Below are 23,164 nucleotides of genomic sequence, written 5' to 3' on the forward strand. Positions count from 1 at the left end.
GGCATTGCCTTTCTGAGCGCTACACTTCGTTCGTGAATTCGCATAAAGCCCCGCAAATCGCGGCTCTTTATGCTGGGGCTTCCACGGCCTCCAAGCCGAGTTCGACGGGGTCGGGGACCGTCGTTGCGAAAATATCGAGATAGTTTCGCCGTTTCGTCGGCGACACTTGGCCGAGCTTTTCGACTTTCTGAGAAACCGTTTCCTTGAGGCGTTCAGCGCTAGGTTTCAGGCTTTCTTCGGCAAACTTAATCTGCGCGTCGATAGCCGCTACGTCCGGTGTCGCCTCCGCTTCGTTTCCAGATCCACCACTCGAAGCCGCTTTAGCGCGTTTCGGTTTCGGCAGGCTAACTTTGCGATTCACGGAGCGAGCTGCGGACTCCTTTGTTGCCGGCGGCGGTTTCACGGTCGCAGCGATAGTTGGGATTGCCTCAGCGCCATTAACTGGTGATGACATTCTCTTTTCGAAATCAGCCATCCCGGTAGTCGGGGCACCGACATCTTCGGCGGGCTGGCCTGCCCGGTTGTAATCGTCGGTCAAAGCCGGAACCGGCTGTACCGGGAGATATTCGATCGGTGGCACATCCGGCATGTGAGTCTGCGAAAAGGCTTCAGCTGACTTGAATGGCTGTGTCTCGAAATATCGCAGCTTGTCGCCGAAGATCGGGCGCTGGCCTTCAACAAGCAGTACCATCTTTCTCTCCGGCATCTGCCGGATTTCCTGCGGCATCATCAGGTCACGCTCGCGAATCTGTTCGACCTTGGTGCGCCTTGGCAGGCCGAAGAGCTCGATCGTGCGGGATTCCGACTGGTAGCGGATGGTCCGCTTGCCGAGCGCACGGGATGCATAGTCGGCGGTCGCCTGATCATTCGCGCCTAGAATGAGCTGATAACCACAATTGCCGAGCAGCGAATGCCGGGAGGTTTCGCCGTAAATCTCGTCGAGATTCTTCAAGTCCTGGATGATGATGGCGAGCTTGATATTATACCCTGCCACGTAGGGCAGTTTGGTCATGATTTCGTCCATCTTCTTCAACTGCCGAAATTCGTCGAGCAGGAAGTAGACCGGTAGTGAATTCGGATCGTGCTCGAGGGTAAGAATGTCCATTGTCTGTTGCACGAACAGCGTCAGGAGCGGCTTGAGCAGCGTGATATCCGTGATGTTGGGCGCGAGGTAGACGGAGATCGCCCGACGCTTCATCGCACGGAGATCCATGTCGGTGACGTTCGTCGCGGCAACGACACGCTCGTTCTTGAACGGGCGCATCGCCTTCTGGATGTCGAGCAAGGCTGAAGCGGCCGCGCGCTCGGAAAGGGCCAGATAAGCGTTGAAGCTTTCCAACGTGAATTTGGACAGGTACGGCTCTTTTGCCTTGATCAATTTCATCAAGGCCTGCAGGTCGACGCCGCTATTGAAGAACGAGTTGACCTCCCCGAGATTGCGCCGGCCGTTATAAAACGGGCTTTCCAGCACATAGCTGATAGCGCCTGCCATGACCTGTTGAGCGGTCGCCTGCCACACCGAGTTTTCAGATTCGGTGTTTTCGGGAACGAGAATACTCGCAGTGTTCTGGATATCGGTCGTGCGATTTCCACGTTCCTGGCGAATGAAGTCGAGAGGGTTGTAGCGGTTCGTCCGCTCCGCGCCTGGCGCGAAAAGGAAGACCTGGCTGCCGCTGCGTCGGCGATGTCCGGCCGTCGCCTTGAAAATCTCTCCCTTGAGGTCGGTAACAATCATCGACCCTTCATGCATCAGAGCATTGGGAACGACATAGCCGGCGCCTTTGCCCGATCGTGTCGGCCCGATGATCAGATGATGGCGATCATCCTTGGTGCGCAGGATTTTGCGGCCAATGCGGCCAAAGATATGACCGGACTTGCGAAACCACTTACCGCGGCGGAGAGCGGCGATGTCCTGAAAGGCCGCGTCACCGAGTGGGCTGCCTTGCGGCCGAAGGCCGAGCAATGCAGCTAGGCCGCCGGCAAGGAGGGCAGGGACGAGCGCCCCGATCGCGACCATCTGCAATGTGGTGTTGCTCTTGTAGAGCCAGAATTGTTGCAATGGGGCGAATGGATTGGTGGTGATCGTCGCTTCGAGAATGCGGCCGTCACGGAAAAAAATCTGGAGGCCAAGGCCATAGCCGAGAATCCAGACTGCAAAGACGATTCCGGTGCAGAAGAGCAGGTAAAAGGCCCTATAGCCCTGGCTCATGATTCATCCCGGGCAAAGAAGATTTCTGACACGCCGCGCTTGCCGCCGTCGCGGCGGAGCTGGATGACGATCGGGATGACCATCTGAATGTAGGACATCAGATCGGCCTTGGAATAACCTGACGACATGCCAGCCTGTTGCATCATCATGGCCAGTTGCTCGTAGGCACCCATCGGCGTGTCGGCATGGACAGTAGACATGCTGCCGGGGTGGCCGGTGTTGATCGCGCGGAGGAACGAGAAAGCTTCGGCGCCGCGGATTTCGCCGACAAACAGGCGGTCGGGGCGCATGCGAAGCGATGCTTCGAGCAGGCTTTGAATCGTCACGTCAGCAGTGCCCTGATCGCCCTTTGAGGCGAGGAGGTGCACCTTGTTGGCTTGGGGCGGTAACAGTTCGCGTGTATCTTCGAGCGTCAGTATGCGCTCATTGGCATCGATGCTTTTCAAACATGCGTTGAGAAACGTCGTTTTGCCGGAGGAAGTGCCGCCGCTGATCAGGATCGATACCCGTTTCGTGATGGCCGTATGGATGAAGTCATAGATACGGCCGCCGCGCAGATGGGCAATCAAGTCGCGATCGATGTCACTTAGGCCGCCGACGGCGACCGATACTCTGTCTAGCGAGCCGCTGTCGCGATACTGCTCGAGCGTGAAGTTGTTGACCACCTGCTTGCGGATCGAGATTGAGCCGCCTTCGGGAGCGGCCGGCGGCAGGACGACCTGAATGCGTTCGCCTGTCGGCAGCGCGGCGCTGAGAATAGGCTTGGAGTGGCTAATAAACTGACTTGTCGCGCCGGCGACGCGCTCACCGATGTTCTGGATTTCGGCGGCCGTCAGCTCATGAATCTCGTGGTGCTCCATATGGTCGGAGCCGAGACGTTCGACATAGATATGGCCGGGCTTGTTGATCGAAATTTCGACGACGCGCGGGTCTTCCAGGAATGGTTTCAGCGGCGCCAGCGCGCGATCGAGAAAATGATAAGGGTTGGGGGCTCTACCTACGGCGACGTTCACGTTGAATTTCCTTCATCGCCTCGGTGACGGGATCGTCGTACATGGCGCTGAAATCGAGATCCTGTCGGACATAAACAAAGATGCGCTCGCCTTGGCCAACGCTGATGGTCGGGGGGATGCGGAGATTTTCGCTTAAAGCCTGGTTGGCCATGTCGCTGAAGGTTTGAGCGATCGTGTCGCGCGCCAGCTCCTCGCCGCGTTTGGCATCGTCGTTGTTTTTGCCGGACGCTTGGTCGCTTCCGAAGCCGGTTAGGTAGCTGGCGCCGGCGCCGACGATGGAAAGGACGATGGCCGACCCGAAACGTTCGCGCCATTTGTTGTCGACATGACCGGTGAGACCGGAACGGCCGAGACTGTCGCTTCCGATCGAGTTCAGCCGGACACTCACGCCATCATCACGGATAAGCCGCGTCCAGATGACGAAGATACGTTTTTGTCCCCTGGTCACATCGGACTGATACTCACCGATCAGTCGCGTTCCCGTCGGGATGAGGATACGCCGGCCATCGAACGAATAAACATCCTGAGACGTGATCGCCCGAATCTGCCCCGGTAAGTCGCTGTTGATCGCCGTTTCGAGGATGCCGGGAATGAGAGTGCCTTCCGGGATCAAGGCATCAATGCGCTTGAGTTGGGTGGCTTTCGCACCACGGTCGGCCAGGCTCGATGCAGCAGCAAGGTACTTGCTGTTGCGGTCTTCGCCAGCGACTTTAGGGCCGCTGCCATTGGCGCCGCCGAGCCCGCCGGCGCCGTCCTCAGCCTTGGCCTGGTCAAGCGAGATCAGCCCTGATTTGTAGCGTTGCGGAAATTCTTCCGGTAGCGGTTCGTCCGCCGGGGGTGGCGCGACGGCCGGCTCAGCAACCGGGGGAGGCGGCGGTGGTACGTTGAATCCCGTCGTATCGACCTTGGGTTCAACCGGTTCGGGCGGTGGCGGAATATTGATGATCGCCGGGTCGGGTTGCGGCTCCGGCTTATCCTGCTCACGCACGAATGACGGGGGACGGAACGTCGTGGTCCGAAACTCCTCGTCGCCCTGGGTGATGTCATGAGAGGTTTCCTTGGCGGGCAAGAGGACGAAATAGGCGGCGACGACGCCACCGATTAGCAGCGCAGCACCGCCGAGCAGCTGATTGCGTTTGGCATTCTTGTTGGCGATGGCCGTATCGTCGCCGGCAAGCATGGCCTCTAGTTCTGGAGATTGCTTCATCAGTTGCCGCTCCTCCAGCGCTTCTTAGCCTGGCGGTCGGGAGCCGGGCCGAGGATGTCGGGGTCTGGGGTCCCGAAGTCGGGCTTTCGAAGGTTGAAAATGCACGTCCACTGATCGCCGTCGCGCAGCGTGTATTGAGTGGCGACGCCATCGACGACGAGATAGTCGCCCTCTTTGCGGAAATTGCGCAGCGTCTCGGAAAAATCCGATTGAACGGCAAAGATCGCCGGCACGCGGCCGTTGAATTTGAAGAAGGTCTTCTTGCCGTCATCGAAGACCATCGACGGTTTCAGGGCCGCGTCGCCTGAGAACGAGTAGTCAATGTTGACGTTGGCCTTGTCGATGTTCGAGACGTTGGGGTTTGCCGCTCTATATTCCGCCTCCTTGCGCAAGGCGGCGTTCAGATCCTTCTCTGGATAGACGAAGCGCACGCCAAAGACCTTGTGGCCTGCCTCAGGCGCATAGTCGTGCAGCTCGATGAAATAAATTCGTTTCGTCGTCACCACGTTCATATTGGTGGTGACGTTCTTGGCGACTGGTTTGACGAACAGGATGTTGCCCTTCTCGGAAGGCGCTACCTGCCAGCTTTCCGTATCACCGAGCGAGATCGTTTCGAATTTCTCGTCTTCGTCGAAAATGATCATGGTCGAAATGCCGTAGGTAGCATTGACCGTGACCACGTTGTTCGGCTGATACACGACACTGGTAACGCGCCCGTCGAGGTTGCCCGGACGAGGCGTTTGCGCACCATGGGCGTGAGTCAGGATGGCGACGGAAAACGCCGCCGAAAACAGCAGGCGCTTCATCATCCCTCGTCCCCCGGCGTAACCGTTTCCTGGTCGCGACGGTAGTTGTAGACTTGGAATCCGAGGGGGTTTTCAAACCGCCATTCATTCGTTTCCGGCGTGTCCGTGTAGCGGTAGCGCACAACCGAAATGTAGTGCCGGACGATCGAATCCGTGTCGGACTTTTCCGTTGTCGAGAACCGGACCAGCGCCGTGCTGGCATTCGAGAACGTCACGGACTTGACGTCGACCAGCACGCGCTTGTTTTTGCCGTAGACTTTGGTCGGATTGTTCGGATTGGCTGCGCTGTACTGCTCTGCCAACTCGCGTGCCGCATCCCCGGTTGACAGCAGAGCGGCAACGCCGAAAGTTTCTTCGATGGCGAACGGGTCATAGCCCTCGCGGTGGCGGATATAGCGCACCACATTGGCTTGCGTGATGGCTTGCGTCTCTGTCAGGGTCAACGGCTTGGTCAGGCCTGTCTTGACCTCGATATAGCCGGTGTTCTTGTCGACCTCGACGATATACGGCTCGAAGCTTTTCAGCGGGACCAAGAGAACGAGTGCTGCGAGCGCCAGCAACGTGATCGCGCCGAAAAGCAGCGCCATGAACCATGCAAGCGACCGGGAGCGCTTCGCCTTCTTGACGATCTCGTTTTCCCATCGATCGCCGTCCTGAAAATAGCTCCTCAGCGCACCTTCGTTGTCTGCCATATTGATCCAGCCCTTACTTTGCCTACCAGCGAGCCGCCTCAGCGAGGCATGCTGTTGTTGGAGATTCTGTTCTGCATGGCAGCGCGCTCATTGGCCGCGCGAATGTTGGCAACCATGCCGGATTGGATACGATCGCGTGCACGCATACCGGCATCTCCGACCACGCCTGCCGTGCCGCGCGCAACGTCGAGTGCCTTCGTTGGTGCCGTCATGCCGGAGTATTGCGCAACAGCTCTCGCGACGTTGCCGATGCCCGCCGAGACGCCGCCGACGATGCTTTGCGCCAACACCTGGATATGGAAAAGTACGAACGCCCCTGCGCAGCACAGCAGCAGGAAAGCCGACACGTCGCTGAGCTGCAGCCGGCGTTGGTTCGCTGCATTCGTAACCTTGGTTAGTTCGGGATCCATGGCGGCGATGAGGAAGGCGGCAACCACATAGATGAACAGCGGTATCAGCGCGTAGAGAAGGACCTGTTGGAACCAGGACACGCCGAGGCGTCGCGTCTGCTCGAACAGCATGCAGGCTATGAAGATCGGGGCCGTTCCGATGAGCACCCACATCATCACCTTCGCCAGCAACAGGATCGCCAGCGCGACGGCGATAAAGACTGCCACGCAAAGCATGATGAGAAAGCCGATCATCGACGGCAGAATGGCGAAGTAGCCCGACTGTTCCGCAAACGCCGCCGCTGCTTCATTGGCGGTCTTCCAGATCATCGACAGGCCATTTGTCGGTTCGGTGATGCCGGTTCCCGTGGCCGTCAGGATCGCGCGCCCGACATCCTCGGGCGTGTTGTTCAGCCAACTGTAAAACAGCGTGTCGAAATTGCTCCATTCTCTGACGATCAGTAAAATGACCACCATCCGGGCGACACGGCCGATGACTTCGGCAAGGCTGACCCTGGACGTTCCCATGAAGAGCTGCAGCCCGTAATAGGCGACGTAGGCCAGGAACAGGACATTGAGCAGCGGCGTGATTTCGCTGGCTACAATTCCATATGCCCTTTCCGAGAAGGTTCTCCCTGTGTCCTCAATTCGGTCGAGGATGTTGCCTAAGAAATCTTCCATTGCCGCCGATCGTCCTTACTGAGCTGCCATCGCCTCTATCGCGGCCATGGCCGTGGCCGGGTCGCCGTTGACGTACGACATCGGGCCGCATTCCTGGCGAGGATCGGCAGCGTAGGACGTCAGATTTGCGGGTCGCTTGCAGGGGGCCGTTTTCTCTCTGACCGTGCCGCAGCCGGCAACGCCGGTCGCGATCACGACGAGGAACAAGGCCCTGACTATGTGAGCAGGCTTAGTTACCACCGTAGGTCAACGCCTTCTTCGAGTTGGAAATGTCGGTGAGGCGGCGCTGGTTGTCGGCCTGCAGAGAACCGACAGCACCGTTCATCACGCCGATCAGCTCGTTGATGGTGAGGCCGGCCTGGACCTGCAACTGGGTGTTCTGATCGATCGACCCCTTGATGTCCTGAGCCTGGCCGATGCTCTGCCCGGCTTGCTCAAGGGCGCTCCGGCGTGTCGTCACGGCCTGCTGCGATCCGGTCACGAGGGCCGAAACGCCAAGGACCGTGTTCATCAGCTCTTCATAGGACTTGTCGCTGGAAAAGCCGCTGTTTGACTTGCCAGAGAGGCTTTTCACAAGCTGCAGGCCATTGATGAAGGTGGTCGCGATCTTGCTGATGTCGCCACCCATGCCGCCGAAGTTTGGCACACCGCCTGACATGATGCTGTCGAAGGACGGCATGGAGGACACGCTGAAACCGTTGCCAATCGCCAGATTCTGCATCTGGTTGGCATCACCGCCGCGATCGCCGGTGACGGCCTTCAACGTGTCTTCGACGGTCGAGAGGATGTCCTTGTTCGTGTTCAGGATCTTGTCGGTGGTCATGGCCGTTTCCTTGGCCACCTTGAGATTGGCACCGTCGATGACTGGTACGCCTGATGCCCATGCCGCGGAAGCAAAGAGAACCGAGCACGCAGTGAGAATAGAGCGCTTCATAGAGGGTGTCCTTATTGAGGTTTGAGTTGCAGGTTGAGGGTGGATTCACGCTCGCGCTTCTGGACACAGGCCTTGTCCGCCGGGCTCCATTCGAGCCCTTCGCGCGGGTCGCAAAGACCAGTGGCTTCGCGCGGCATTTCGCCTTTGTTTTTGTATCCAGATGACTGAGATGAGCCTGACGTTTCAGTCAGCTGCATCGTGTTTCTTGAATTGAACAGGTCTGCCATTGTCGTCCCGAGCAGGATGACCTGGTTCATCATTTCGAGATTGGCGTTTCGCGCACCGGAATTGTGGTCCCAACTGTCCTGAATGGTTCCAGTGGTCAGGCCGCCGAGCTGCTGCAGCCATGACGCAACGTTGGCGCCGCTCTCCTGCGTGGCTTGCGACGTCGCCATGGCGTTGATCGTCGAATCCCGCATGCCAGTGTACGATGTGCTGCCGCCGCCATAGTTGATCGGGATGTTCGCCCCATTCGCCCCACCGAGGGCTGGCAGCCACTGCTGCGTGATCTTTTTGACGTAACCCTGTGTTTCCTTAAACGGCGGGATGCCACCGTATTTCTGGACGTTGCCGTGACCAGAATTGTAGGCGGCAAGTGCCAGATTCACGTTGCCGCCGAACCGCTTGAGCTGCTGTTTCAGATAGCGGGCGCCGCCCCGCAAATTGGACTCGATATTGTAGCGATTGACGCCGAGATCGTTGGCCGTCCCCGGCATCAGCTGTGTGAGGCCATATGCGCCGGCGCCGGATTGGGCGCATGGATTGAAACGGCTTTCCTGGTAGACGAGAGCCATAAAAAGGTTCTCATCGACGCCTTCTTCCCTTGCGACCCTTTTGACCAGGCCGACGATTTCGGGGTTGGCTTGCGCGGCAGCGATCGGATCGTCCTTGCGACCTTCCCTGAAGACGGAGCAGGTCACGCCTTTGTTGATCGAAAACCGGTCTTTGTCGGTCTTGTCGATTTCGCCGGTCTTGTCCTTCCGATCCGTTTTTGTACCGAGGTTCGCTCCGTCGATGACGGGAACACCGGACGCCATTGCCGGAACGGGGGTGGCCAGGGTTGTCACCAGCAAACCAAGGGCCAGACGATTTCTCATTGAGCCACCTCCCATCCGCAAAATTCAGCCAGCCACTTTTGCGGCTCATCGCCGTATTGTTCCCGAAGTGCTGCGCACTCCTCGATCGTCTTCTTTCGGCCCGACAGGACCTTGACCATATCGGGCATCGACGACAGATCGAGCCGGGCAATGACCGAGTCATTCCCGTGCTTGACGAGAAAAGTGCGCTTCTCAGGCGGGGTGTTTTTGATGAAGTTGAATTCTTTGGCCGTCAGGCCAAAGCGGGTGATGTAGCTTTCCTCGTCCGCGCGCGGATTAGGGAAGTGGATGTTCGTTGCCGACTGCTCGATCAGCGTGTGGGATACGCGGGCCTTGGCGATGTCGGCCGCCGACTGCGTTCCGAAACCGACAATGCCGTTGAGCTTGCGGATGGTTTTCATCTTGTCGACGATGAACGCCGAAAAGGTCTCGTCCTGGAGCAGCTGCCAGCCTTCATCCATGAAAAACATGACAGGATCGCCATTCAGCAGCTCATCCAGCCGATGGTAGAGGTACATCAGCGCCGGTGTGCGCAACTCCTCATTTGCGAGGATGTTGGTCATGTCGAAGCCGAAGACACGATGCCCTGAGAACGACAGAACGTCGTGCTGAGCGTTGAACAGCCATGCCTTTTCGCCGTCGATCCATGGCCGCAGCCGTGCATGAAGGTCGTTGGCGTCTGCGCGAGAACGACCGACGAGCAGGGTCGACAGGTTCGCCAAGTTGCGCTCAGCCGCGGGCTCTTGCATGAGCCGAGCCAAGGCCTTTTCGAGTGTGTCTTCGTCTTCCTGGCCAAAGTCGCGACCATCGTTGGCGCGAAGCATTGCCTTTAGCAGCCGCAGGAGAAAATCGCGGTTCGCTCCGGTGTTCTCGAGCTGGAGAGGGTTGAAGCCGGTGGGTGTTTCCGGTGACAGCACCTCGTAGGTGCCGCCAACCGCCCGAATGAAGATCTCCGCACCGCGATCCTTGTCAAAGAAAACTGCCTTGGGAGCGGGATTGATACGCATAGCCTGGGCAAGCATGAACGTCAGGCAGACCGTTTTGCCCGAGCCGGTCGGACCCGTGACGAGGAAATGACCAATGTCGCGTTGGTGAAAGTTGAACCAGTACGGCGTTTGCGACGTCGTTTCGAGGATCGTGATCGGCAGGCCCCAATGCGCGCCGTCGGATTGCCCCGTCGCGAAATTGTGCATCGACGACAAACCGGCGAAATTGCCGCTCGACAGCAACGCCTTGCGGGCGATGTAACTGTGATTGCCCGGCAATTGCGCCCAAAAGGCTGCTTCGAGGTTCATATCCTCGCGCAGCCAGTTGATGTTCATGTCGGTAAGGCATGCCCCAAGCTCGGAGACCGCCTTGCTCACGCCCTCCAGATCGCGCGACAGGCACAACAGTGTCAGATGGTGGAAGCCGAAAACGGCTTCCTGGTTCATCAGGCTGTTAACGGCGAAATCGATGTCGTGTTCGACCGAGCTACCCGCTTCATCCGAGGCCTGGATTTGACGCTGCAGGCGGGTAATTCGCTCTTGAGCAATGGGCTTGTCCGCGATCGTGAACGATTGCGTCAGAATGAACTCGTGATTGACTTGCAACAGGCCGTCGAGCATTCCCGGCCCTGTGAAGGGGGGATATTCTTTTACCGACAGAAGCGCGCCGAAACGGCTGTCCTCGTCGACAGCGGCTTGTGCCTGCATGGTCCGCTTGCTGAAATGTAGGCGAGACGTGCCGACATAGTTGCTGATGCCCATGCGCGGGAGCCGCATCTTACGTGGCACGCCGCAGGTCAGGATTGTGTTGAAGAACTCGCAGGGTTCGGAATATGGCTCGCCGTCGCGGCGAACGATGCCGAGCGCACGCGCGCCGTATTTCTCGAGCTCGCGCGTGATGTTGGTAACCAGCTCCTCCAGTTCCGTCACGTCCTCGCGTGACTGCTGAGAGCGGCCGTCGTGGCTGGCGTTGTTGAGTATCCGTTTAAGGGTGTCACCGATGCCGAGCGCACCCCTCATGCCTGACCTTACGATGGTCAGGTAGATCTCGTTCGTGAACATGCGCTTGTGGCGCAACTGTTCCATGTAACGCTTGTTGAGCAGGTCGCAGAACGGATCATCAAAAGCGCCTCCGATCTCGGTCTCAACCGCGCGGCGAATGACCGTCGACCACAGCGAAAACCGGCTGGAACCGAGCGCACGGATCATTGTGTTCTGCACGACGGAGCGCATGTTTAGCGTGGCCTGGTCCTCAGTCTGGAAGAACAGGCCATCGAGCTTGATGGCGCTGATCAAGGCGCCATTTTCCAAGCCGATCACCGTATCGGAGACATGGCGCAAATACGGGATATGAGTCGACATAGGCCGCTCGTTTTGAGCGGCCTTGCCAAACCCAAGTTCTTCTGTGACGACTTTCAGCATCGGCTATGGTCCGTATGAATTGGCGCCCCAAAAACTCTTGTTGCGCGTGCGGGGCGTCTTGCGCGACGCAACCTGCATTACGTCGAGGATCTTGCTGTCCCAGGTGCACAGCGTGAAAAGGACGAGGTAGGCGACTGGTGCGGTCAGCAGTGCCCACAGGGAGTTGGAGCCCAACCAACCGATGATCGTACAACCGACGACGATAACGACGGCCATGTAGGGCACGCCCCAAAGCGTCGGTGAACGGGTCAAGCCGATCACCAACGGTGTCAGGGCGGGCTTTTCGTCCTCGAACTCAGCCATCGCTATTTGCCGACAGCGGCAATCATTTCATCGACAATGGTCGGCGCGCCGAAGACCAGGCCAATGCCGACGATGACGGCGCCTGCCGTGAACCACGACAGCCGACCGGCGAAGGCAAGGAAACCGAGGCCGATCACCGCAATGATCGCTAGCAGCCGGCCGAACGGGCCGGTGATGAAATCCACGATCATTTGAACGGCCGTCTGCAGTGGCGCGAAGGCGCCGCCACCACCACTTTGTGCCAAGGCTAGATCGACGCCGGCCATGTGCACGGCCGCAGCCAATCCAAGAACGGCTGCCAGCTTCCATGCGCCGACCCTCGGTCCCACAATTGCATTGCACTTCATGTGTTCTCTCCTTCAAAAGTGCATCACTCCACCGACAAACTTGCCGGTCTTCTTCACGGCGATGACACCGACGTCGCCGTGCTCGCCACCGTCTGCGATTGTTGTGGTCCCGGAGACCTTGGGCTTTGCCTTCGCCGCCGGCATGGGCAATCCGAGCTGGTAATTGACCACCTTGGCGACATAGCCGACGGTCTCCCGAAACGGCGGGATGCCGCCGTACGCGTAGATGCGTTGCTCGCCGCTGTTGTAGGCAGCGGCGACAAGCAGAGGATTTTGGAACTCGTCGAGCAGGACCCGCAGGTACTTCATGCCGCCTTCTATGTTCTGCTGCGGATCGCAAATGTCCTCGACCTTGAACCGTTCGGCGATGGCAGGCATGAGCTGCATGGGGCCGCGTGCGCCCTTGTCCGAATTGCGAGTTTGGTCGAAGCCGCTTTCCGCCCAGGCAATCGCCGTGGCGAAAACCTCGTCGACCTTGTGACGCCGCGCCGCATCGACGACTAATTTCTTGATTTCCGAAGGGCTTAGCGGTGACGGACCGCAAGCCTGCACGCCTGCCGTGCTGTCTTGAGCCGGGTTTTCTAAGCCATTTTGGGTAATCTGTTCTGTCGGTATCTTACCCACAATGGTATTTTCCGGAGTGTCGTCTTCCGTCGTGTAAGCCCCCTTCAGTGTACCAATATGGGTGTCTGCCTGGCGCCCCTTTTTGGCTGTCTTCTCTGGCGTGACAACGCCGTCCTCGCTGACGACGTAATGACCGCCGCTCAGGCTCCATCTAGAATCGAAAATTCTACTGATCGCAGCATCATTGACGCTTTCAGTTTGCGCGAAAATATTCACAAATTTGGCGGAGTTCTGCGCTTCCTGGGCCGTTGCGGCGCCAGTGGCGAGCACATTCAGCAGGGTCGAGCAAATCAGAGCCCCGCTGCCTGCAATGCTGCTCGTTCCAGCCCTTTTTGTCATCGCGACCCGCCCCATTTGCGGTGTTGAGATTGTGGTGAAAACCGATTAAGTTCGCCGTTGTATGAACCGATTTGGTGTAGCGATACAAGTTTTTGCGCCACACTTAAACCCCAAAAGTGGGAGTCGGCATGAACCAATATGGTAAAGGGCTGGAAATGAAACGGACCATCCTTGCTGCATTCGCAGGTTGCGTTATCGCAACGCCGGCCTGGTCGGTGGACAACGTCAACAAGGACTACATCAAGTCGCTGGCGGCACCGGGCAAGACGGTGCTGGTCGTCGAATACTACGACGGCAGCGGCAAAGCCGTGGACCGCAAGGGCTACGCGTCAGCATCCGGATATGTGGCGGTATCGCCCACGGATTTCCGGGTCGATGGCAAGACCAATCTTCACCTTTACGGCCTCCAGCCGTGCCAAGGTGAAGTGGTCAACCGGAAGGAAGGCTTTGCCGGCACTTGCGCCGACTTCGCGCAACAGCAGCTGCAAATCATGCTGAAAAGCCCGAAGGTCATCTTCTGCCGGGCCTTCGTCAGCGAGCAGTCGTCACCGACGCAGAATGCCACCTGCTATGGCTACTACAATTATCCCGGCAGCCTCGATTCCGTTGATATGTTCGAGGAGCAGCTTTTGTCCCTTGGCGCGTTGCGCCTGACAAAAAAGCCCGATGGCTCCTATGACCGGCCGGACCTCGCGCAGGCCGAAGATGTCGGCAAAGAAGGGTCCTACGGCATGTGGGCCGATCCGCGAGTGAAGGCCCAATGAAGAGGTGTTCACTCGTCCTTATGCTCACCGTGGCCGGTGTTGCAATGGCACTTGGTGCGCCGGATGGCTATTTCGACCTGGAGCCAGGCATAACACTGGAAACCGGCGACACCTGGGTTGCAGAGGGGCAACGCTATCGCCTCTTTGGCGTTCAATCCTGCCTTCGCGGCACCAACTACACCGACTTGAAGGGGCAAAAGCGCGATTGTGGCGATGCATCCCTGGCAATGTTTGCTGCCTATATCAAGGACACCAAGCCGGTTTGCGCGCCGGTCGCCAAGACCGCGGCCGTAACCTACGTCATCTGCTATGCCACCGTTGGCAAGGATCGCCTCGACCTCGCCACCATGATGATTTCTAGCGGCTACGCCTTCGCTTCGCTCGATGATCAGGGCATGCCCCTTCATCCGCCGTACTCCGTGGCCGAGCTGGACGCCCGCCAACGCAAGGCGGGTCTCTGGCAGTTCCCCGATGTTGTGCACCCGGCAGTTCTGTTGGCCAAGACAGCCAACGAGCGCGCCACGAGGGAGGGGAAGCAATGAAAGCCCAACTCCTCCTGTCGGCAGCAATGCTTGCTCTAACCGCTCAGGTCGTCGAAGCGGCTGATGTCATCAGGAATGAGCCTGTTCGCAAGGTCTACCGGCCAGCCGCAGAAGCATCCGCCCGGGGGCTTCCTGTTCTAGGGGGACGGGTCGCTGTCATGGACGGGCGAACGCTCTGGTACCCTCAGTACGCAACGAGAGTCCAACTGGCCGACATCGACGCGTGCGAGCTGCCGCAATGGGCACTCGATCCCAAGTGGGAAGACCGCGAGCGCCTGAAGGCCCCTCCACCCGTTCCGTGCGGACCGTTTGCCAAGGCATGGCTTAAACGGACGGTCGGCAACAAGTCGGTGACCTGCAACGTCGTCTCCTACAGAGTAGACGGTACGGCGATCGCGCGCTGCACCACCGGCGCTCGAGACCTTGCCCTGGAAATGCTTCGTGTCGGTTGGGCGCGAGTTGCCTCGCCCTATCTCGTCAATGGCCAATATGCCGCCTATCAGCGTTACGCCATGGCCGCGCGCTACGGCATGTGGGCAACCTACGTGCTCGACATGAATGAATGGCGCCGCAAGGCGGTCGACAAGACGCCAGATCGCCGGCCGATCGCTGATTTCAATCTGCTGGCCGAACGCGAGAGTGAAATATCCCCGCCTTTTGCCGATGCCCGCAAGCGACCGTTGAGGACAGACCGATAGCTGCCGGACTTCGTCTACATGGCAGACGCTTCGAAGCGAACCGCTCCACCCAACGACACACCGTCTGTCGCCTGGGCGACGCCCGCAATAATCAGAGGACCGCCTGACATGAGACACCTGATTTACGCCGCCGGCGTCGCCGGCGCCGCGCTCCTTCCAGCCACAGCGGCCAAGGCACAAGACGCATCCTGGGGCTGCCAAGTCCTGCTTTGCGCAGCCTCGCAAAACCCTTCCTGGCATGGCGTGGAATACTGCGTCCCGCCGATGATCAAACTTATAGCTGCCATGTCGAAGCCTGGCTTCTCGTGGCCCATCTGCAACGAAGCAAAGACCGGTGCACCGGGTCGTGAGGAATATGCCGATTGCCCCGAAGGGACCAAGATCGGCTATAGCCAATATGGCCGGGACGGAAATCGCAGCGCACCGGATCGTTGCGTCAAGACCCTCAACACCTGTCAAACGCACCCCGGTCTAAACGGTCCCGCCCATCAAGCCGGCGTGATCTTGAACCGCCGTGCCCGTGACGGAGAAAACTCTTGCATCAAGCAGATTTCCTCGCAGCGGCCGAGGCGCGCTGACCCCTGGTACTTCGACATTCCGAATGATCAGGGCGTCAAGCAACGCCACTGGTTCAATCTGAATCTCTAGTGGTCAGAGCGATGAACAATGCCGTCCTACTCGCCATAACAGCCGGCGTCGGCCGTGCGGCCGGCGCCGGCGGAACCTGGCTGGCAATTCCACACCAGACTGTCGAGGCAAGGACCATTGCCAAGGCCGAGCTCACGGCGGCGATAGCCGCTGATCCCTCACTGTGTCCTCTGCCAGTCGTGGAGAAACCGTCAGAGGGTGAGGCCCTGGCTGCCTATCAGAACGCGCGATCCAACTCACCGTTGGTCTGGGATCGCAACGACCTGCCGAAGATCTCGCTTGCCCTTGGCCAGTGCGACAAAAACAACAACGGCCCCGGCGTTTCGTGCATGACCACGGTCAAGATGTCGCCCAAGGCACAGCCTCTCAACCGTGTTGTGGGCTTCGCAAAGGCAGCCGACGGCGGATGGGTTGCCACAATCTTCTAGGCCGATACGGGAAAGGTGTTCGTTATGGAAGATCAATTTCTCGACTACGTGACGGTCCTTGCAACAGCGCTGGTTTGCTTCGTCATCTCACTCTGCTTCGGCTGGAACTTGCTGGCTGCGTTGCTTTTTGGAATCGTCACCGGCGCGGTACAGGCCGGACTCATCCGCCTGGTGCATGGAAGGCCTGACTTGCTGTGACAGGCCATCAAGGAAACGTCTGCGCTACAAAAGAGCCCGCCTGGGCGGTGGGCCTTTTCCCTTGATGTTGTGCCATCAATCAGCACATGAATTTTTTGGCTAGAACTGTCCCGAATGACCGGAGTCGACCCGTTGCTGTCGTCGAAGATACGTCCCTCTAAAGACTGCTTCGCCCTACCAGAGCTTTAAGCATCTGTGGCATGCAAAAGCCCGCTTTTCAGCGGGCTTTTGCATGCCCATGATGGCTGATCACCTCACCCAAACGGCGCCGCCATCTCCATAACCGTCGCCATTTCCCTTTCCTCGAGACTCTCCCGCCTCGCGATCAAATATGCCGCGATGTATACCAGCTTCCCGATGGATTCCCGGTGATCGGTGGGCTGATACCCAATCACGTCGCGCCGCGCCGCGGCCTCGTCCAAGGCGATCACGTCGCTAGCCCCGGGCCCCTTCTCAGCCTCTCGGAACGCTTTGGCCGCTAATTGAGCTGCGACATGTCGTTCGGTTATGTCGGCCAGCCGCGCATAGCGTTCATCGACATCCCACAAACCCGCCTGTCCCTTCATTCGATCCTCTCCCGTGCGGCCAAATCGAGTCGATAAAAACGTTGATCAAGGACGAGAGCACGATAGGATACGAAGGCTAGCGAAACGAAACGAAAGCAGCGCCTGTAAGCCATTGATTAAGAATGAAAAAATATTTCTCCCTCCGCCGGGAGACGAAAGTGATTTCAAAGAATTATTCAAGCGGTTGGCCGCGGCGGGTGCTGGTCGGCCATTGGGCAAGGACGGGTTTCCTGCAGGCCCATGGACGCCCGAGCTTCTCGCAGAGGCGATTTCACAGATCGATTCCAACCGGATTGGGGTCGATCTACGAACGGTGCAGCTTTGGTTTCAAGAGAACGGGAAGGGAATTAGCACTGCCAACATTCGTTGGCTGGCGAGGGTATTGGGGTGCGATGATCCGGTGGCAACCAGCGAATGGCAGATGGAGCTTAGTGCGGCGCAATCGCGGTTTTCGGCCAAGAGACGAGAATGGAAGAGAGCCGGAAGCAGCGTTGCACAGGAGATTCCAGATACAGCACTGGCTGCGACCTTCGATGACGACACAGCGTCTCCGGCAGAGCTAAAACGGGATACTGACGCCAAGGGGCCGAGGCGGCGTTTTAGTTTGGCGAGGAAATCGGAAGCGTTTTTTAGTCACGGATCTCCCCTGAATTTACCGGCGTCGGTGTTTGCGGGTGTCACCGCTCTTGGGTTTTTGTCGTATATTACGGGGATTCACAGCGTGACATATGGCCGGGCGGATGGCGTCGTCAAGCAGGTTGGGTTTCTTTGGACAGCGAATTGGACATTGGTCTTCATGGTATTTTTGCCACTGTTTTTTGCCTTCGTGATCGAGCTAGTGACCTTTTGGAAAGATGAAGGCCGCCCAAAGCTTGTAGCGCAGGGCGACAAGATGGAAAGCGACGATGCCTGGGCGCGCAGCGTAGAAGCTTCTTCGTATTCATATTGGGCGGTTTTTTTGATTTGTGTGCTGTTCGCCGGTCTTTTTCAGTGGATCGGCGTGTCATTGATCCCGTTGATGAAAGGTGGTGGCAACTATGCGACGGATTGGGGCTCGTTAGCGATTGTGCGCCCTGAGGTCATATCGGTGCCGGAAGCGGTCGTATTCACCGGACTCGCTTACCTATACATGTGCCTGTGCTTTTATCTGTTCTTCGTAGGTCTCATTTTGCTCTATACGGTGATCCATGATCTTTGGAGAATTGGAGAAGCAGCGAGTAATCGGCCGGAAGTGGATTATCAACACGAGCACTACGAAGCCAGCCTCAGAGTGATGCGTGGAATTTTTCGGTGTACTGTTTTGGGGGTTCTGATCGCCATAGTCATGAAGGTCCAGAGCGCTTACCTGACATCGCGTGGAGAGAATATTGTGGCTTGGTTGGTCAGCGATATGTCTTCCCCATTCTATGGGCGCAATGATGTGAGCGCCGGGATCAGCTATCGTAGGCCGACCCATTACAGTAGCCTTCTTATCGCTATTTCGACCTGTGTTGTATTTCTGTACGGCTCCATCCGTTTAGGTGTCGAACGCCGGTTTTGTATGCCTTTGTGGAGGATGTCAGCGATCGTAGCGTTACTCGTTGCCGGCTACTTGCTGATCGATGCATTTGCTGGCTTTTCGATCCTTCTGGGCGTTGGAGTGCTGCTCGCAATGTACGGCCTGTTTGATCCAGGGTTGGGGCGACGGCGAGCGAGTAAGTTAGGAAACAATCAGAGTGTATCATAGTTGGCTTGACCATTGGGATGAGCGGCGGGCGCGACGCGGTGAGGAAGGGAAGAAACCAACGGATTTCGTCCTTGACGCGGAACGCGCCTTTCCAGGTGCGAAGAAGATAACAAGTATCGAGGAATTCTGTGCCCTTGCGGACCAAGCCGTGGCTGATCCAGCCTTTTTCGATGAGCCGAGTGTGAGTGATCAGGGCTTTGAAAGGCTAGACGGGTGGCTCAAATTTCCATCGGACATTTCTACTGATATCGAACAGAACAATGTCGTTTCGGCGAAAATCACAGAAAGCGGGTCGTTCGATCAGGCGATGGTGATTTTTCACCATTGGAATGCAAGCGCCCGGAATCGTCAGATTGCTAACTTTTTCTCGCAGCGTGGCATCACGGTTGTCGAGATTGCTATGCCTTATCACTTCGAACGCAGCCGTCCCGGCTCTGTGCACGCCGACTATATGCTTAGCCCTAATCTCGGTCGAACGATACAATCTATAAGGCAGGCAGTGTTGGATGGGCGAAAACTCATACGTTGGTTGAAAAGCGAAGGCTATCAAGAGATTTCGGTTCTCGGAATGAGCTTAGGTTCCTGGGTAGCGGCCATAGTCGCGGCACACGACTTGGCTGTGTCAAAAGCCTCGTTGTTTTTGACGGCGGGGAGTCTAGCGGATATGGTTTGGACGGGCCGCGCGACACGATCGATACGCGATAGCCTTGAGCCTGAGATTGAGCTGACCGATCTCAGAAGGGCCTGGGGTCCACTTAACTTGGAGAATTACGCGCATAGTTTGGCACGGCCTGATCTCGATCTTCAGGTTGTGTTGGCTAAGAGAGACAAAGTGGTGTTGCCAGAGCTATCGGAGAGGTTGATGCAGAGGCTGAAGGACGCCGGGGCTAGGCCAAATATTTTGGAATTAAACTGTGGTCACTATTCGCTCGCCATGCCGCCTTACATTTTGTTGGCCGGTTTGAGCTTGAAGCGGTTACTAAGGCGCGGCCGTTGAGCGGTTTCTGTCGTCTGCTGACAAGTCGGCCCGGCGAGCATGAGTTTAAATGATGCCTCCACGCCCATGTGGCACGTATCGTTGCACATGCAGGACGTGTTGTGTCGTGTTCGAACGCAGACGCCGAAGGTGCTACTGTTCACGGATATGCAGGCTTAAAGCATGCGATAAACGACACGCTGCAAGGTTAGTGGCTGCTGGGCACGTCGAGCGGCAGATGCACGTATGTTTTAGCATGGGGCACAGTGCGCGATTGGTGACACCCTTCACATTGTGTCAGTGAACGCGACGACGTGCGGTGTGGGTACCCTGTGAGTGGTACAGGGTACAAATCGGGGGTGACCTGTTGCACAAACGACAACGCCCCCGCATTGAGCGAGGGCGCCGGGGTCGAAGGGTGGGGGTTATTGTCCCGCCGCATTCATGATCTTATCGAAGAATGGCGCGGCATCGGCGGCTATGTTGTCGCACCATTTGTCGTCATCGACGGCGGCGGCAAAGTCATCACGAGCTTGTGTAGCGGCCATCATGCTCGGATGAAGCGTCGCCAAGCTCATGATGTATGGTGGGATGGTTCTGCTATCACCGCATGACGCTATGCCTGCGACATCGTACATAAGACGTTCGTATGGCGTGTACGATGAAACTGGAACGCCTTCGGCGTGCGCCACTGTGGCAAGTGTCATAAGGGCGAGGGTTAGAATAAGGGTACGTTTCATTTCAGTTGTTCCAGTTTTGTTCTACCTAGTTCAAATATGGGTAGTGGGTTTAATTCTGCCAACAGAGCCAAGCCGAGTTAGCTTTCCCAAAGATTTGGAAGTCCACATCCGGTCCATTTCCCCGCGCGATCATTGGCGAGTTTTCGTATTCGCCGACCAGTGCTTCGCTGACGAACCGACCTCGAGATAGCGGCCAATCGAGCGCAAATAGGCGGCGATCTCTCGTATCAAGAAATCTCGATCGCCGAAGGTCTGTTCGATCCGCTCCAGCTCCGGCAATGCAAATTTCAATTCACTCGGCGATAGGTCGGCGTCCCCGAAGACGTATTTATCCTGGCCGACAGCGCAGATATCGCAGCCCGCCTTGATCACCTCATCAACGAACGCTGGTATTTCGCTTGTCTTCATGAGCCTTCTGTTTCTTGCCCTCATAACTGCACTCTCCCTTTCCGATGTTGCCAGACGCGTCGAAGGTTGGCGCTGATCTCCTTTTCGATGTCTACGCTGAGCGTGAGATTGCCGAACGGAGCTTTGCGATAGGCCGGCTTGTCGAAGTGAGGATCCCGGACCTCGCGCAAGCCAAGCTGATCTATCCAGTCGTCGAATGATGGCCCTGCCATATCCCGTGCCAATTGGCCCCTTGTCCAATATAATCTGTTCAACCTCATGTAGCCGAAATGGGTAAGCAGTTGCCTTTCTGAAATTGGTATCTGGTGCGGTAGTGTCGAGCACGCCGCTTCGTGGCCGCGCTCTATGCCTAGCGGCACGGAGCCCGGTTTTCAACCGGTCTCCGCCCATTCGGGTAACGATCGCTCGTGCAGGCTGCTTCCCATCCGGATCGTCATCATCAGTGAACCAAATTGGCGGTATCAGCGTTTACAGCTCGGAGCAAATTCAGCATAGTGCGCCCCGCACGATTGAGTTGGTGATGGCAAGTCGAGCCCCTTCTTGTCATACACCGCGGGGAGCCGTCCTGGCGTAAGCCGGCGACGGCTCCCTTCAGTTCAGAATGACGGCCGCGATTGCGGCCGACATTGATTAGCTGAGAGAGGGAAAGAGGGCTCCGCCCTCTCTCCCTCGCAAGCGAAAAAGCGGTCTCCCCGTCCTTCCTCCGCGCGGCCAATGCCGCGCTCCGTGCAGGATCCACGCGGATCCGCATGCGCGGATCAGCGTAGACCCTCCGGCTTCGCCTGCGGGCGGGCGAACCCCCTCCACTTTTTCCCTTGCCTCCCTCTCTCCCGCTGTTCCGCACGAGCTCGGGAGCAGGAGCGGGGCTCCTGCCCCCTCGGGCAAGAGCAAGACCGTTTTGGGAAAAGAAAGGGCTAGACCATGAAACAGACCGGTTACCTATTGGACCCCGAAACGTCGATCTTTCGCGCGGTCGAGTTTCCGGCCGGGAACAGCTACAAACCGCTGTATGACCTGATCGGCTGCCGAATGATCGAGGTTGTGCGCTTCGATGAACGGCATTCCCTGTTCGTCGACGAGGAAGGGCTGCGCGACGGGCTGAGCGCCTTCACCATTCTTGAAATCTATCCGCAGCCATTGGCCGGGAAAATCGTTCTCGTCGACGGCGATGGAAGCGAACCCTACGCCTCCCCCCTGATCAGCCTTGAAGATGCGGCGGCCTGCTTCAAGTGCTGTCGCCCGGTAGTGGACCCTGTGTTTGCGACCGGCGACGAAGTGACGGCGGGAGGGCTGGTCATCGCAGGCGTGTTGATGGGCTTGCAAGTTCGCATCGAGCGCCGCGCTCCTACCATTGTGGAAGGAGAGGCGTGATGACAGTCGCCATTGTCGAAAACGGGACGCTCGTCGTCTCGGTTGGAGGCTTCGCCGCAAGCATCGCGGCGAAGTCCATCGAACACCAGTTCGACGCCCTCACCCATTTTCCGGACCGTCGCGCAAACATCGAGCTCGACGAGCTTGCAGCGCGTCTCAATGACTTTGAGGCCTATGTCGAGGACCTGGCCGACAAGGGCGATATTGCACCCGAGTTTAATGGCGTTGCCGAGGTCGAGGCGTTCGCGCGGCGTCATACTGATTTGGCTCGGCGGTTTTGGGCGGCGGAAGGACGGTGCATGAATTGGTTCATCACCGGCCCCGCACGCTTTCCCGTTGCCCGCAACGAAAAGCGCATGAAGGTCGCAGACGCCCGCCGTGCCGATCTGGGCGCGCATCCGGTCGCAGCCCGCAAGGCCGTTAAGCGGAAAGCCTTACCGCATGGGGCGGATGACGAGCCGATCCGCTCGGGAGATCCCGCTGCCGTCGAGAAGATCAAGGCCAAGATCGAGGCGCTGGCGCTCTCCATCGACAAGGCCAAGGCGGCGAATGCGATCATCCGGCGCATGGAGAAGGACGGCGCGGACGATGCCGCCATGATCAAGGCTGTGGTCGCGCAAACGGGCATGTCGGCCGCGATCGCCGTGCGCGGCGTCGTGCTGGCCGACTGCCAATGGAAACGCGGTTTCGACACGTCGGGCAACCGGGCCGAAATCCGCCGCCTGCACTCGCGACTGGAATCACTGGCGAGGATGCAGGAGCGGGGAAACGGCGGGAAGATCATCTGAATGCGCGCGCCCGACGAGGCAACAAGGCGGGCGCTGAAAGCCAACGGCTTTCGCTGGTCGCCGTCGCAAGGCGCTTGGCAGCGCCATCTTAATGAGGCCGGACGATGGGCGGCCCAACGGGTGATGAAAGCCGTCACCGCCGAGGGCGCCGCGTGAGCGGCGCCCCATGATCCAAGCGAAGACGGTTCTCCGCATCTGTCAGGTCGGCGGTGGCATGTTCGCACCGCCTCCTCGTGACCCCACCACGACCAGCCTATTCCGC

At 58.1% G+C, this 23,164-nt stretch carries 27 protein-coding genes; 11 read left to right on the plus strand and 16 right to left on the minus strand.

Annotated features, from left to right (window positions below):
• Positions 1–67: 67 nt before the first annotated feature.
• The 13 genes from NKH03_RS17785 to NKH03_RS17845 are packed head-to-tail and all read right to left on the minus strand — an operon-like array spanning position 68 to position 13,049.
• Positions 68–2,209: a type IV secretory system conjugative DNA transfer family protein gene (locus NKH03_RS17785; protein WP_352969542.1), complete on the minus strand. Its 2,142-nt coding sequence runs from the start codon at positions 2,207–2,209 to the stop codon at positions 68–70.
• Positions 2,206–3,222 carry a P-type DNA transfer ATPase VirB11 gene (gene virB11, locus NKH03_RS17790; RefSeq protein WP_352695708.1) on the minus strand — a complete coding sequence of 339 codons (1,017 nt, stop codon included), beginning with the start codon at positions 3,220–3,222 and terminating at the stop codon, positions 2,206–2,208. Before virB11 ends, NKH03_RS17785 begins: the two co-directional genes overlap by 4 nt.
• On the minus strand, positions 3,203–4,429 hold the full coding sequence (gene virB10, locus NKH03_RS17795) for a type IV secretion system protein VirB10 (protein ID WP_352607707.1): 1,227 nt from the start codon (positions 4,427–4,429) through the stop codon (positions 3,203–3,205). The genes virB11 and virB10 overlap by 20 nt, the downstream gene beginning before the upstream one ends.
• Entirely contained in the window at positions 4,429–5,238 is an 810-nt protein-coding gene (locus tag NKH03_RS17800) for a TrbG/VirB9 family P-type conjugative transfer protein (protein ID WP_352607705.1), read from the minus strand. Before NKH03_RS17800 ends, virB10 begins: the two co-directional genes overlap by 1 nt.
• A complete protein-coding gene (locus tag NKH03_RS17805) occupies positions 5,235–5,927 on the minus strand; it encodes a VirB8 family type IV secretion system protein (RefSeq protein WP_352607702.1) in 693 nt (230 codons plus the stop codon). Before NKH03_RS17805 ends, NKH03_RS17800 begins: the two co-directional genes overlap by 4 nt.
• A gap of 38 nt (positions 5,928–5,965) precedes the next feature.
• The gene (locus tag NKH03_RS17810) at positions 5,966–6,997 is read right to left on the minus strand and encodes a TrbL/VirB6 family protein (protein WP_352607699.1); all 1,032 of its coding nucleotides are present in this window, start codon (positions 6,995–6,997) and stop codon (positions 5,966–5,968) included.
• A 15-nt stretch (positions 6,998–7,012) separates the two neighbouring features.
• On the minus strand, positions 7,013–7,237 hold the full coding sequence (locus NKH03_RS17815) for a hypothetical protein (protein WP_502899630.1): 225 nt from the start codon (positions 7,235–7,237) through the stop codon (positions 7,013–7,015).
• Positions 7,227–7,931: a type IV secretion system protein gene (locus tag NKH03_RS17820; RefSeq protein ID WP_352607697.1), complete on the minus strand. Its 705-nt coding sequence runs from the start codon at positions 7,929–7,931 to the stop codon at positions 7,227–7,229. Before NKH03_RS17820 ends, NKH03_RS17815 begins: the two co-directional genes overlap by 11 nt.
• A gap of 11 nt (positions 7,932–7,942) precedes the next feature.
• Positions 7,943–8,968 (minus strand): lytic transglycosylase domain-containing protein, encoded by a 1,026-nt coding sequence (locus NKH03_RS17825; protein ID WP_352607719.1) that lies wholly within the window; start codon positions 8,966–8,968, stop codon positions 7,943–7,945.
• A gap of 56 nt (positions 8,969–9,024) precedes the next feature.
• Positions 9,025–11,436 carry a VirB4 family type IV secretion/conjugal transfer ATPase gene (locus tag NKH03_RS17830; RefSeq protein ID WP_352607695.1) on the minus strand — a complete coding sequence of 804 codons (2,412 nt, stop codon included), beginning with the start codon at positions 11,434–11,436 and terminating at the stop codon, positions 9,025–9,027.
• Between the two features lie 3 nt (positions 11,437–11,439).
• Positions 11,440–11,739 (minus strand): VirB3 family type IV secretion system protein, encoded by a 300-nt coding sequence (locus tag NKH03_RS17835; RefSeq protein ID WP_182574566.1) that lies wholly within the window; start codon positions 11,737–11,739, stop codon positions 11,440–11,442.
• A 2-nt stretch (positions 11,740–11,741) separates the two neighbouring features.
• Positions 11,742–12,086 (minus strand): TrbC/VirB2 family type IV secretion system protein, encoded by a 345-nt coding sequence (locus NKH03_RS17840; RefSeq protein WP_352607692.1) that lies wholly within the window; start codon positions 12,084–12,086, stop codon positions 11,742–11,744.
• 12 nt (positions 12,087–12,098) lie between these two features.
• Entirely contained in the window at positions 12,099–13,049 is a 951-nt protein-coding gene (locus tag NKH03_RS17845; RefSeq protein WP_352607690.1) for a lytic transglycosylase domain-containing protein, read from the minus strand.
• Between the two features lie 155 nt (positions 13,050–13,204).
• Between NKH03_RS17845 and NKH03_RS17850 the strand changes: the two genes are divergently transcribed.
• From NKH03_RS17850 to NKH03_RS17875, 6 genes are all read left to right on the plus strand, one after another.
• Positions 13,205–13,813, plus strand: a complete 609-nt coding sequence (locus NKH03_RS17850; protein ID WP_292191178.1) for a hypothetical protein — start codon at positions 13,205–13,207, stop codon at positions 13,811–13,813.
• Between the two features lie 20 nt (positions 13,814–13,833).
• Positions 13,834–14,355 carry a thermonuclease family protein gene (locus NKH03_RS17855; RefSeq protein ID WP_502899629.1) on the plus strand — a complete coding sequence of 174 codons (522 nt, stop codon included), beginning with the start codon at positions 13,834–13,836 and terminating at the stop codon, positions 14,353–14,355.
• The gene (locus NKH03_RS17860; RefSeq protein WP_352607686.1) at positions 14,352–15,053 is read left to right on the plus strand and encodes a thermonuclease family protein; all 702 of its coding nucleotides are present in this window, start codon (positions 14,352–14,354) and stop codon (positions 15,051–15,053) included. The genes NKH03_RS17855 and NKH03_RS17860 overlap by 4 nt, the downstream gene beginning before the upstream one ends.
• A gap of 108 nt (positions 15,054–15,161) precedes the next feature.
• Positions 15,162–15,701, plus strand: a complete 540-nt coding sequence (locus tag NKH03_RS17865; RefSeq protein ID WP_352607684.1) for a hypothetical protein — start codon at positions 15,162–15,164, stop codon at positions 15,699–15,701.
• 11 nt (positions 15,702–15,712) lie between these two features.
• A complete protein-coding gene (locus NKH03_RS17870) occupies positions 15,713–16,129 on the plus strand; it encodes a hypothetical protein (protein WP_352969547.1) in 417 nt (138 codons plus the stop codon).
• 24 nt (positions 16,130–16,153) lie between these two features.
• Positions 16,154–16,327, plus strand: a complete 174-nt coding sequence (locus tag NKH03_RS17875; RefSeq protein ID WP_352607680.1) for a hypothetical protein — start codon at positions 16,154–16,156, stop codon at positions 16,325–16,327.
• Positions 16,328–16,581: 254 nt separating this feature from the next.
• Here NKH03_RS17875 and NKH03_RS17880 read toward each other — a convergent pair whose 3' ends face one another.
• Positions 16,582–16,893 carry a hypothetical protein gene (locus NKH03_RS17880; protein WP_352607678.1) on the minus strand — a complete coding sequence of 104 codons (312 nt, stop codon included), beginning with the start codon at positions 16,891–16,893 and terminating at the stop codon, positions 16,582–16,584.
• Between the two features lie 112 nt (positions 16,894–17,005).
• On the opposite strand from NKH03_RS17880, the gene NKH03_RS17885 reads away from it, so the two are divergent.
• Entirely contained in the window at positions 17,006–18,619 is a 1,614-nt protein-coding gene (locus tag NKH03_RS17885; RefSeq protein WP_352969549.1) for an RcgA family putative transporter, read from the plus strand.
• A complete protein-coding gene (locus NKH03_RS17890) occupies positions 18,609–19,616 on the plus strand; it encodes an RcgR family putative quorum lactone hydrolase (RefSeq protein WP_352607674.1) in 1,008 nt (335 codons plus the stop codon). The genes NKH03_RS17885 and NKH03_RS17890 overlap by 11 nt, the downstream gene beginning before the upstream one ends.
• Before the next feature lie 404 nt (positions 19,617–20,020).
• Here NKH03_RS17890 and NKH03_RS17895 read toward each other — a convergent pair whose 3' ends face one another.
• Both NKH03_RS17895 and NKH03_RS17900 read right to left on the minus strand, forming a co-directional pair.
• The gene (locus tag NKH03_RS17895) at positions 20,021–20,335 is read right to left on the minus strand and encodes a hypothetical protein (protein WP_352607672.1); all 315 of its coding nucleotides are present in this window, start codon (positions 20,333–20,335) and stop codon (positions 20,021–20,023) included.
• 129 nt (positions 20,336–20,464) lie between these two features.
• Positions 20,465–20,743 (minus strand): Y4lK-related protein, encoded by a 279-nt coding sequence (locus NKH03_RS17900; protein ID WP_352607670.1) that lies wholly within the window; start codon positions 20,741–20,743, stop codon positions 20,465–20,467.
• A gap of 921 nt (positions 20,744–21,664) precedes the next feature.
• Here NKH03_RS17900 and NKH03_RS17905 point away from each other — a divergent pair.
• The 3 genes from NKH03_RS17905 to NKH03_RS17915 are packed head-to-tail and all read left to right on the plus strand — an operon-like array spanning position 21,665 to position 23,058.
• Positions 21,665–22,114 carry a DUF3846 domain-containing protein gene (locus tag NKH03_RS17905; RefSeq protein WP_352969552.1) on the plus strand — a complete coding sequence of 150 codons (450 nt, stop codon included), beginning with the start codon at positions 21,665–21,667 and terminating at the stop codon, positions 22,112–22,114.
• Positions 22,114–22,902 carry a hypothetical protein gene (locus NKH03_RS17910; RefSeq protein WP_352695704.1) on the plus strand — a complete coding sequence of 263 codons (789 nt, stop codon included), beginning with the start codon at positions 22,114–22,116 and terminating at the stop codon, positions 22,900–22,902. Before NKH03_RS17905 ends, NKH03_RS17910 begins: the two co-directional genes overlap by 1 nt.
• Complete coding sequence (locus tag NKH03_RS17915) at positions 22,903–23,058, plus strand: DUF8626 domain-containing protein (protein WP_352608088.1); 156 nt, start codon at positions 22,903–22,905, stop codon at positions 23,056–23,058.
• Positions 23,059–23,164: the final 106 nt, after the last annotated feature.

This window comes from Mesorhizobium sp. M1406 (assembly GCF_040317555.1).
Classification (GTDB): domain Bacteria; phylum Pseudomonadota; class Alphaproteobacteria; order Rhizobiales; family Rhizobiaceae; genus Mesorhizobium.

Coding starts and splice junctions, on each gene's coding strand:
- NKH03_RS17785 (WP_352969542.1), bottom strand. CDS start 2,209: ATGAGCCAGGGCTATAGGGCCTTTTACCTGCTCTTCTGCACCGGAATC.
- virB10 (WP_352607707.1), bottom strand. CDS start 4,429: ATGAAGCAATCTCCAGAACTAGAGGCCATGCTTGCCGGCGACGATACG.
- NKH03_RS17800 (WP_352607705.1), bottom strand. CDS start 5,238: ATGATGAAGCGCCTGCTGTTTTCGGCGGCGTTTTCCGTCGCCATCCTG.
- NKH03_RS17805 (WP_352607702.1), bottom strand. CDS start 5,927: ATGGCAGACAACGAAGGTGCGCTGAGGAGCTATTTTCAGGACGGCGAT.
- NKH03_RS17810 (WP_352607699.1), bottom strand. CDS start 6,997: ATGGAAGATTTCTTAGGCAACATCCTCGACCGAATTGAGGACACAGGG.
- NKH03_RS17820 (WP_352607697.1), bottom strand. CDS start 7,931: ATGAAGCGCTCTATTCTCACTGCGTGCTCGGTTCTCTTTGCTTCCGCG.
- NKH03_RS17825 (WP_352607719.1), bottom strand. CDS start 8,968: ATGGCGTCCGGTGTTCCCGTCATCGACGGAGCGAACCTCGGTACAAAA.
- NKH03_RS17830 (WP_352607695.1), bottom strand. CDS start 11,436: ATGCTGAAAGTCGTCACAGAAGAACTTGGGTTTGGCAAGGCCGCTCAA.
- NKH03_RS17835 (WP_182574566.1), bottom strand. CDS start 11,739: ATGGCTGAGTTCGAGGACGAAAAGCCCGCCCTGACACCGTTGGTGATC.
- NKH03_RS17840 (WP_352607692.1), bottom strand. CDS start 12,086: ATGAAGTGCAATGCAATTGTGGGACCGAGGGTCGGCGCATGGAAGCTG.
- NKH03_RS17845 (WP_352607690.1), bottom strand. CDS start 13,049: ATGACAAAAAGGGCTGGAACGAGCAGCATTGCAGGCAGCGGGGCTCTG.
- NKH03_RS17850 (WP_292191178.1), top strand. CDS start 13,205: ATGAAACGGACCATCCTTGCTGCATTCGCAGGTTGCGTTATCGCAACG.
- NKH03_RS17855 (WP_502899629.1), top strand. CDS start 13,834: ATGCTCACCGTGGCCGGTGTTGCAATGGCACTTGGTGCGCCGGATGGC.
- NKH03_RS17860 (WP_352607686.1), top strand. CDS start 14,352: ATGAAAGCCCAACTCCTCCTGTCGGCAGCAATGCTTGCTCTAACCGCT.
- NKH03_RS17865 (WP_352607684.1), top strand. CDS start 15,162: ATGAGACACCTGATTTACGCCGCCGGCGTCGCCGGCGCCGCGCTCCTT.
- NKH03_RS17870 (WP_352969547.1), top strand. CDS start 15,713: ATGAACAATGCCGTCCTACTCGCCATAACAGCCGGCGTCGGCCGTGCG.
- NKH03_RS17875 (WP_352607680.1), top strand. CDS start 16,154: ATGGAAGATCAATTTCTCGACTACGTGACGGTCCTTGCAACAGCGCTG.
- NKH03_RS17880 (WP_352607678.1), bottom strand. CDS start 16,893: ATGAAGGGACAGGCGGGTTTGTGGGATGTCGATGAACGCTATGCGCGG.
- NKH03_RS17895 (WP_352607672.1), bottom strand. CDS start 20,335: ATGAAACGTACCCTTATTCTAACCCTCGCCCTTATGACACTTGCCACA.
- NKH03_RS17900 (WP_352607670.1), bottom strand. CDS start 20,743: ATGAAGACAAGCGAAATACCAGCGTTCGTTGATGAGGTGATCAAGGCG.
- NKH03_RS17905 (WP_352969552.1), top strand. CDS start 21,665: ATGAAACAGACCGGTTACCTATTGGACCCCGAAACGTCGATCTTTCGC.
- NKH03_RS17910 (WP_352695704.1), top strand. CDS start 22,114: ATGACAGTCGCCATTGTCGAAAACGGGACGCTCGTCGTCTCGGTTGGA.
- NKH03_RS17915 (WP_352608088.1), top strand. CDS start 22,903: ATGCGCGCGCCCGACGAGGCAACAAGGCGGGCGCTGAAAGCCAACGGC.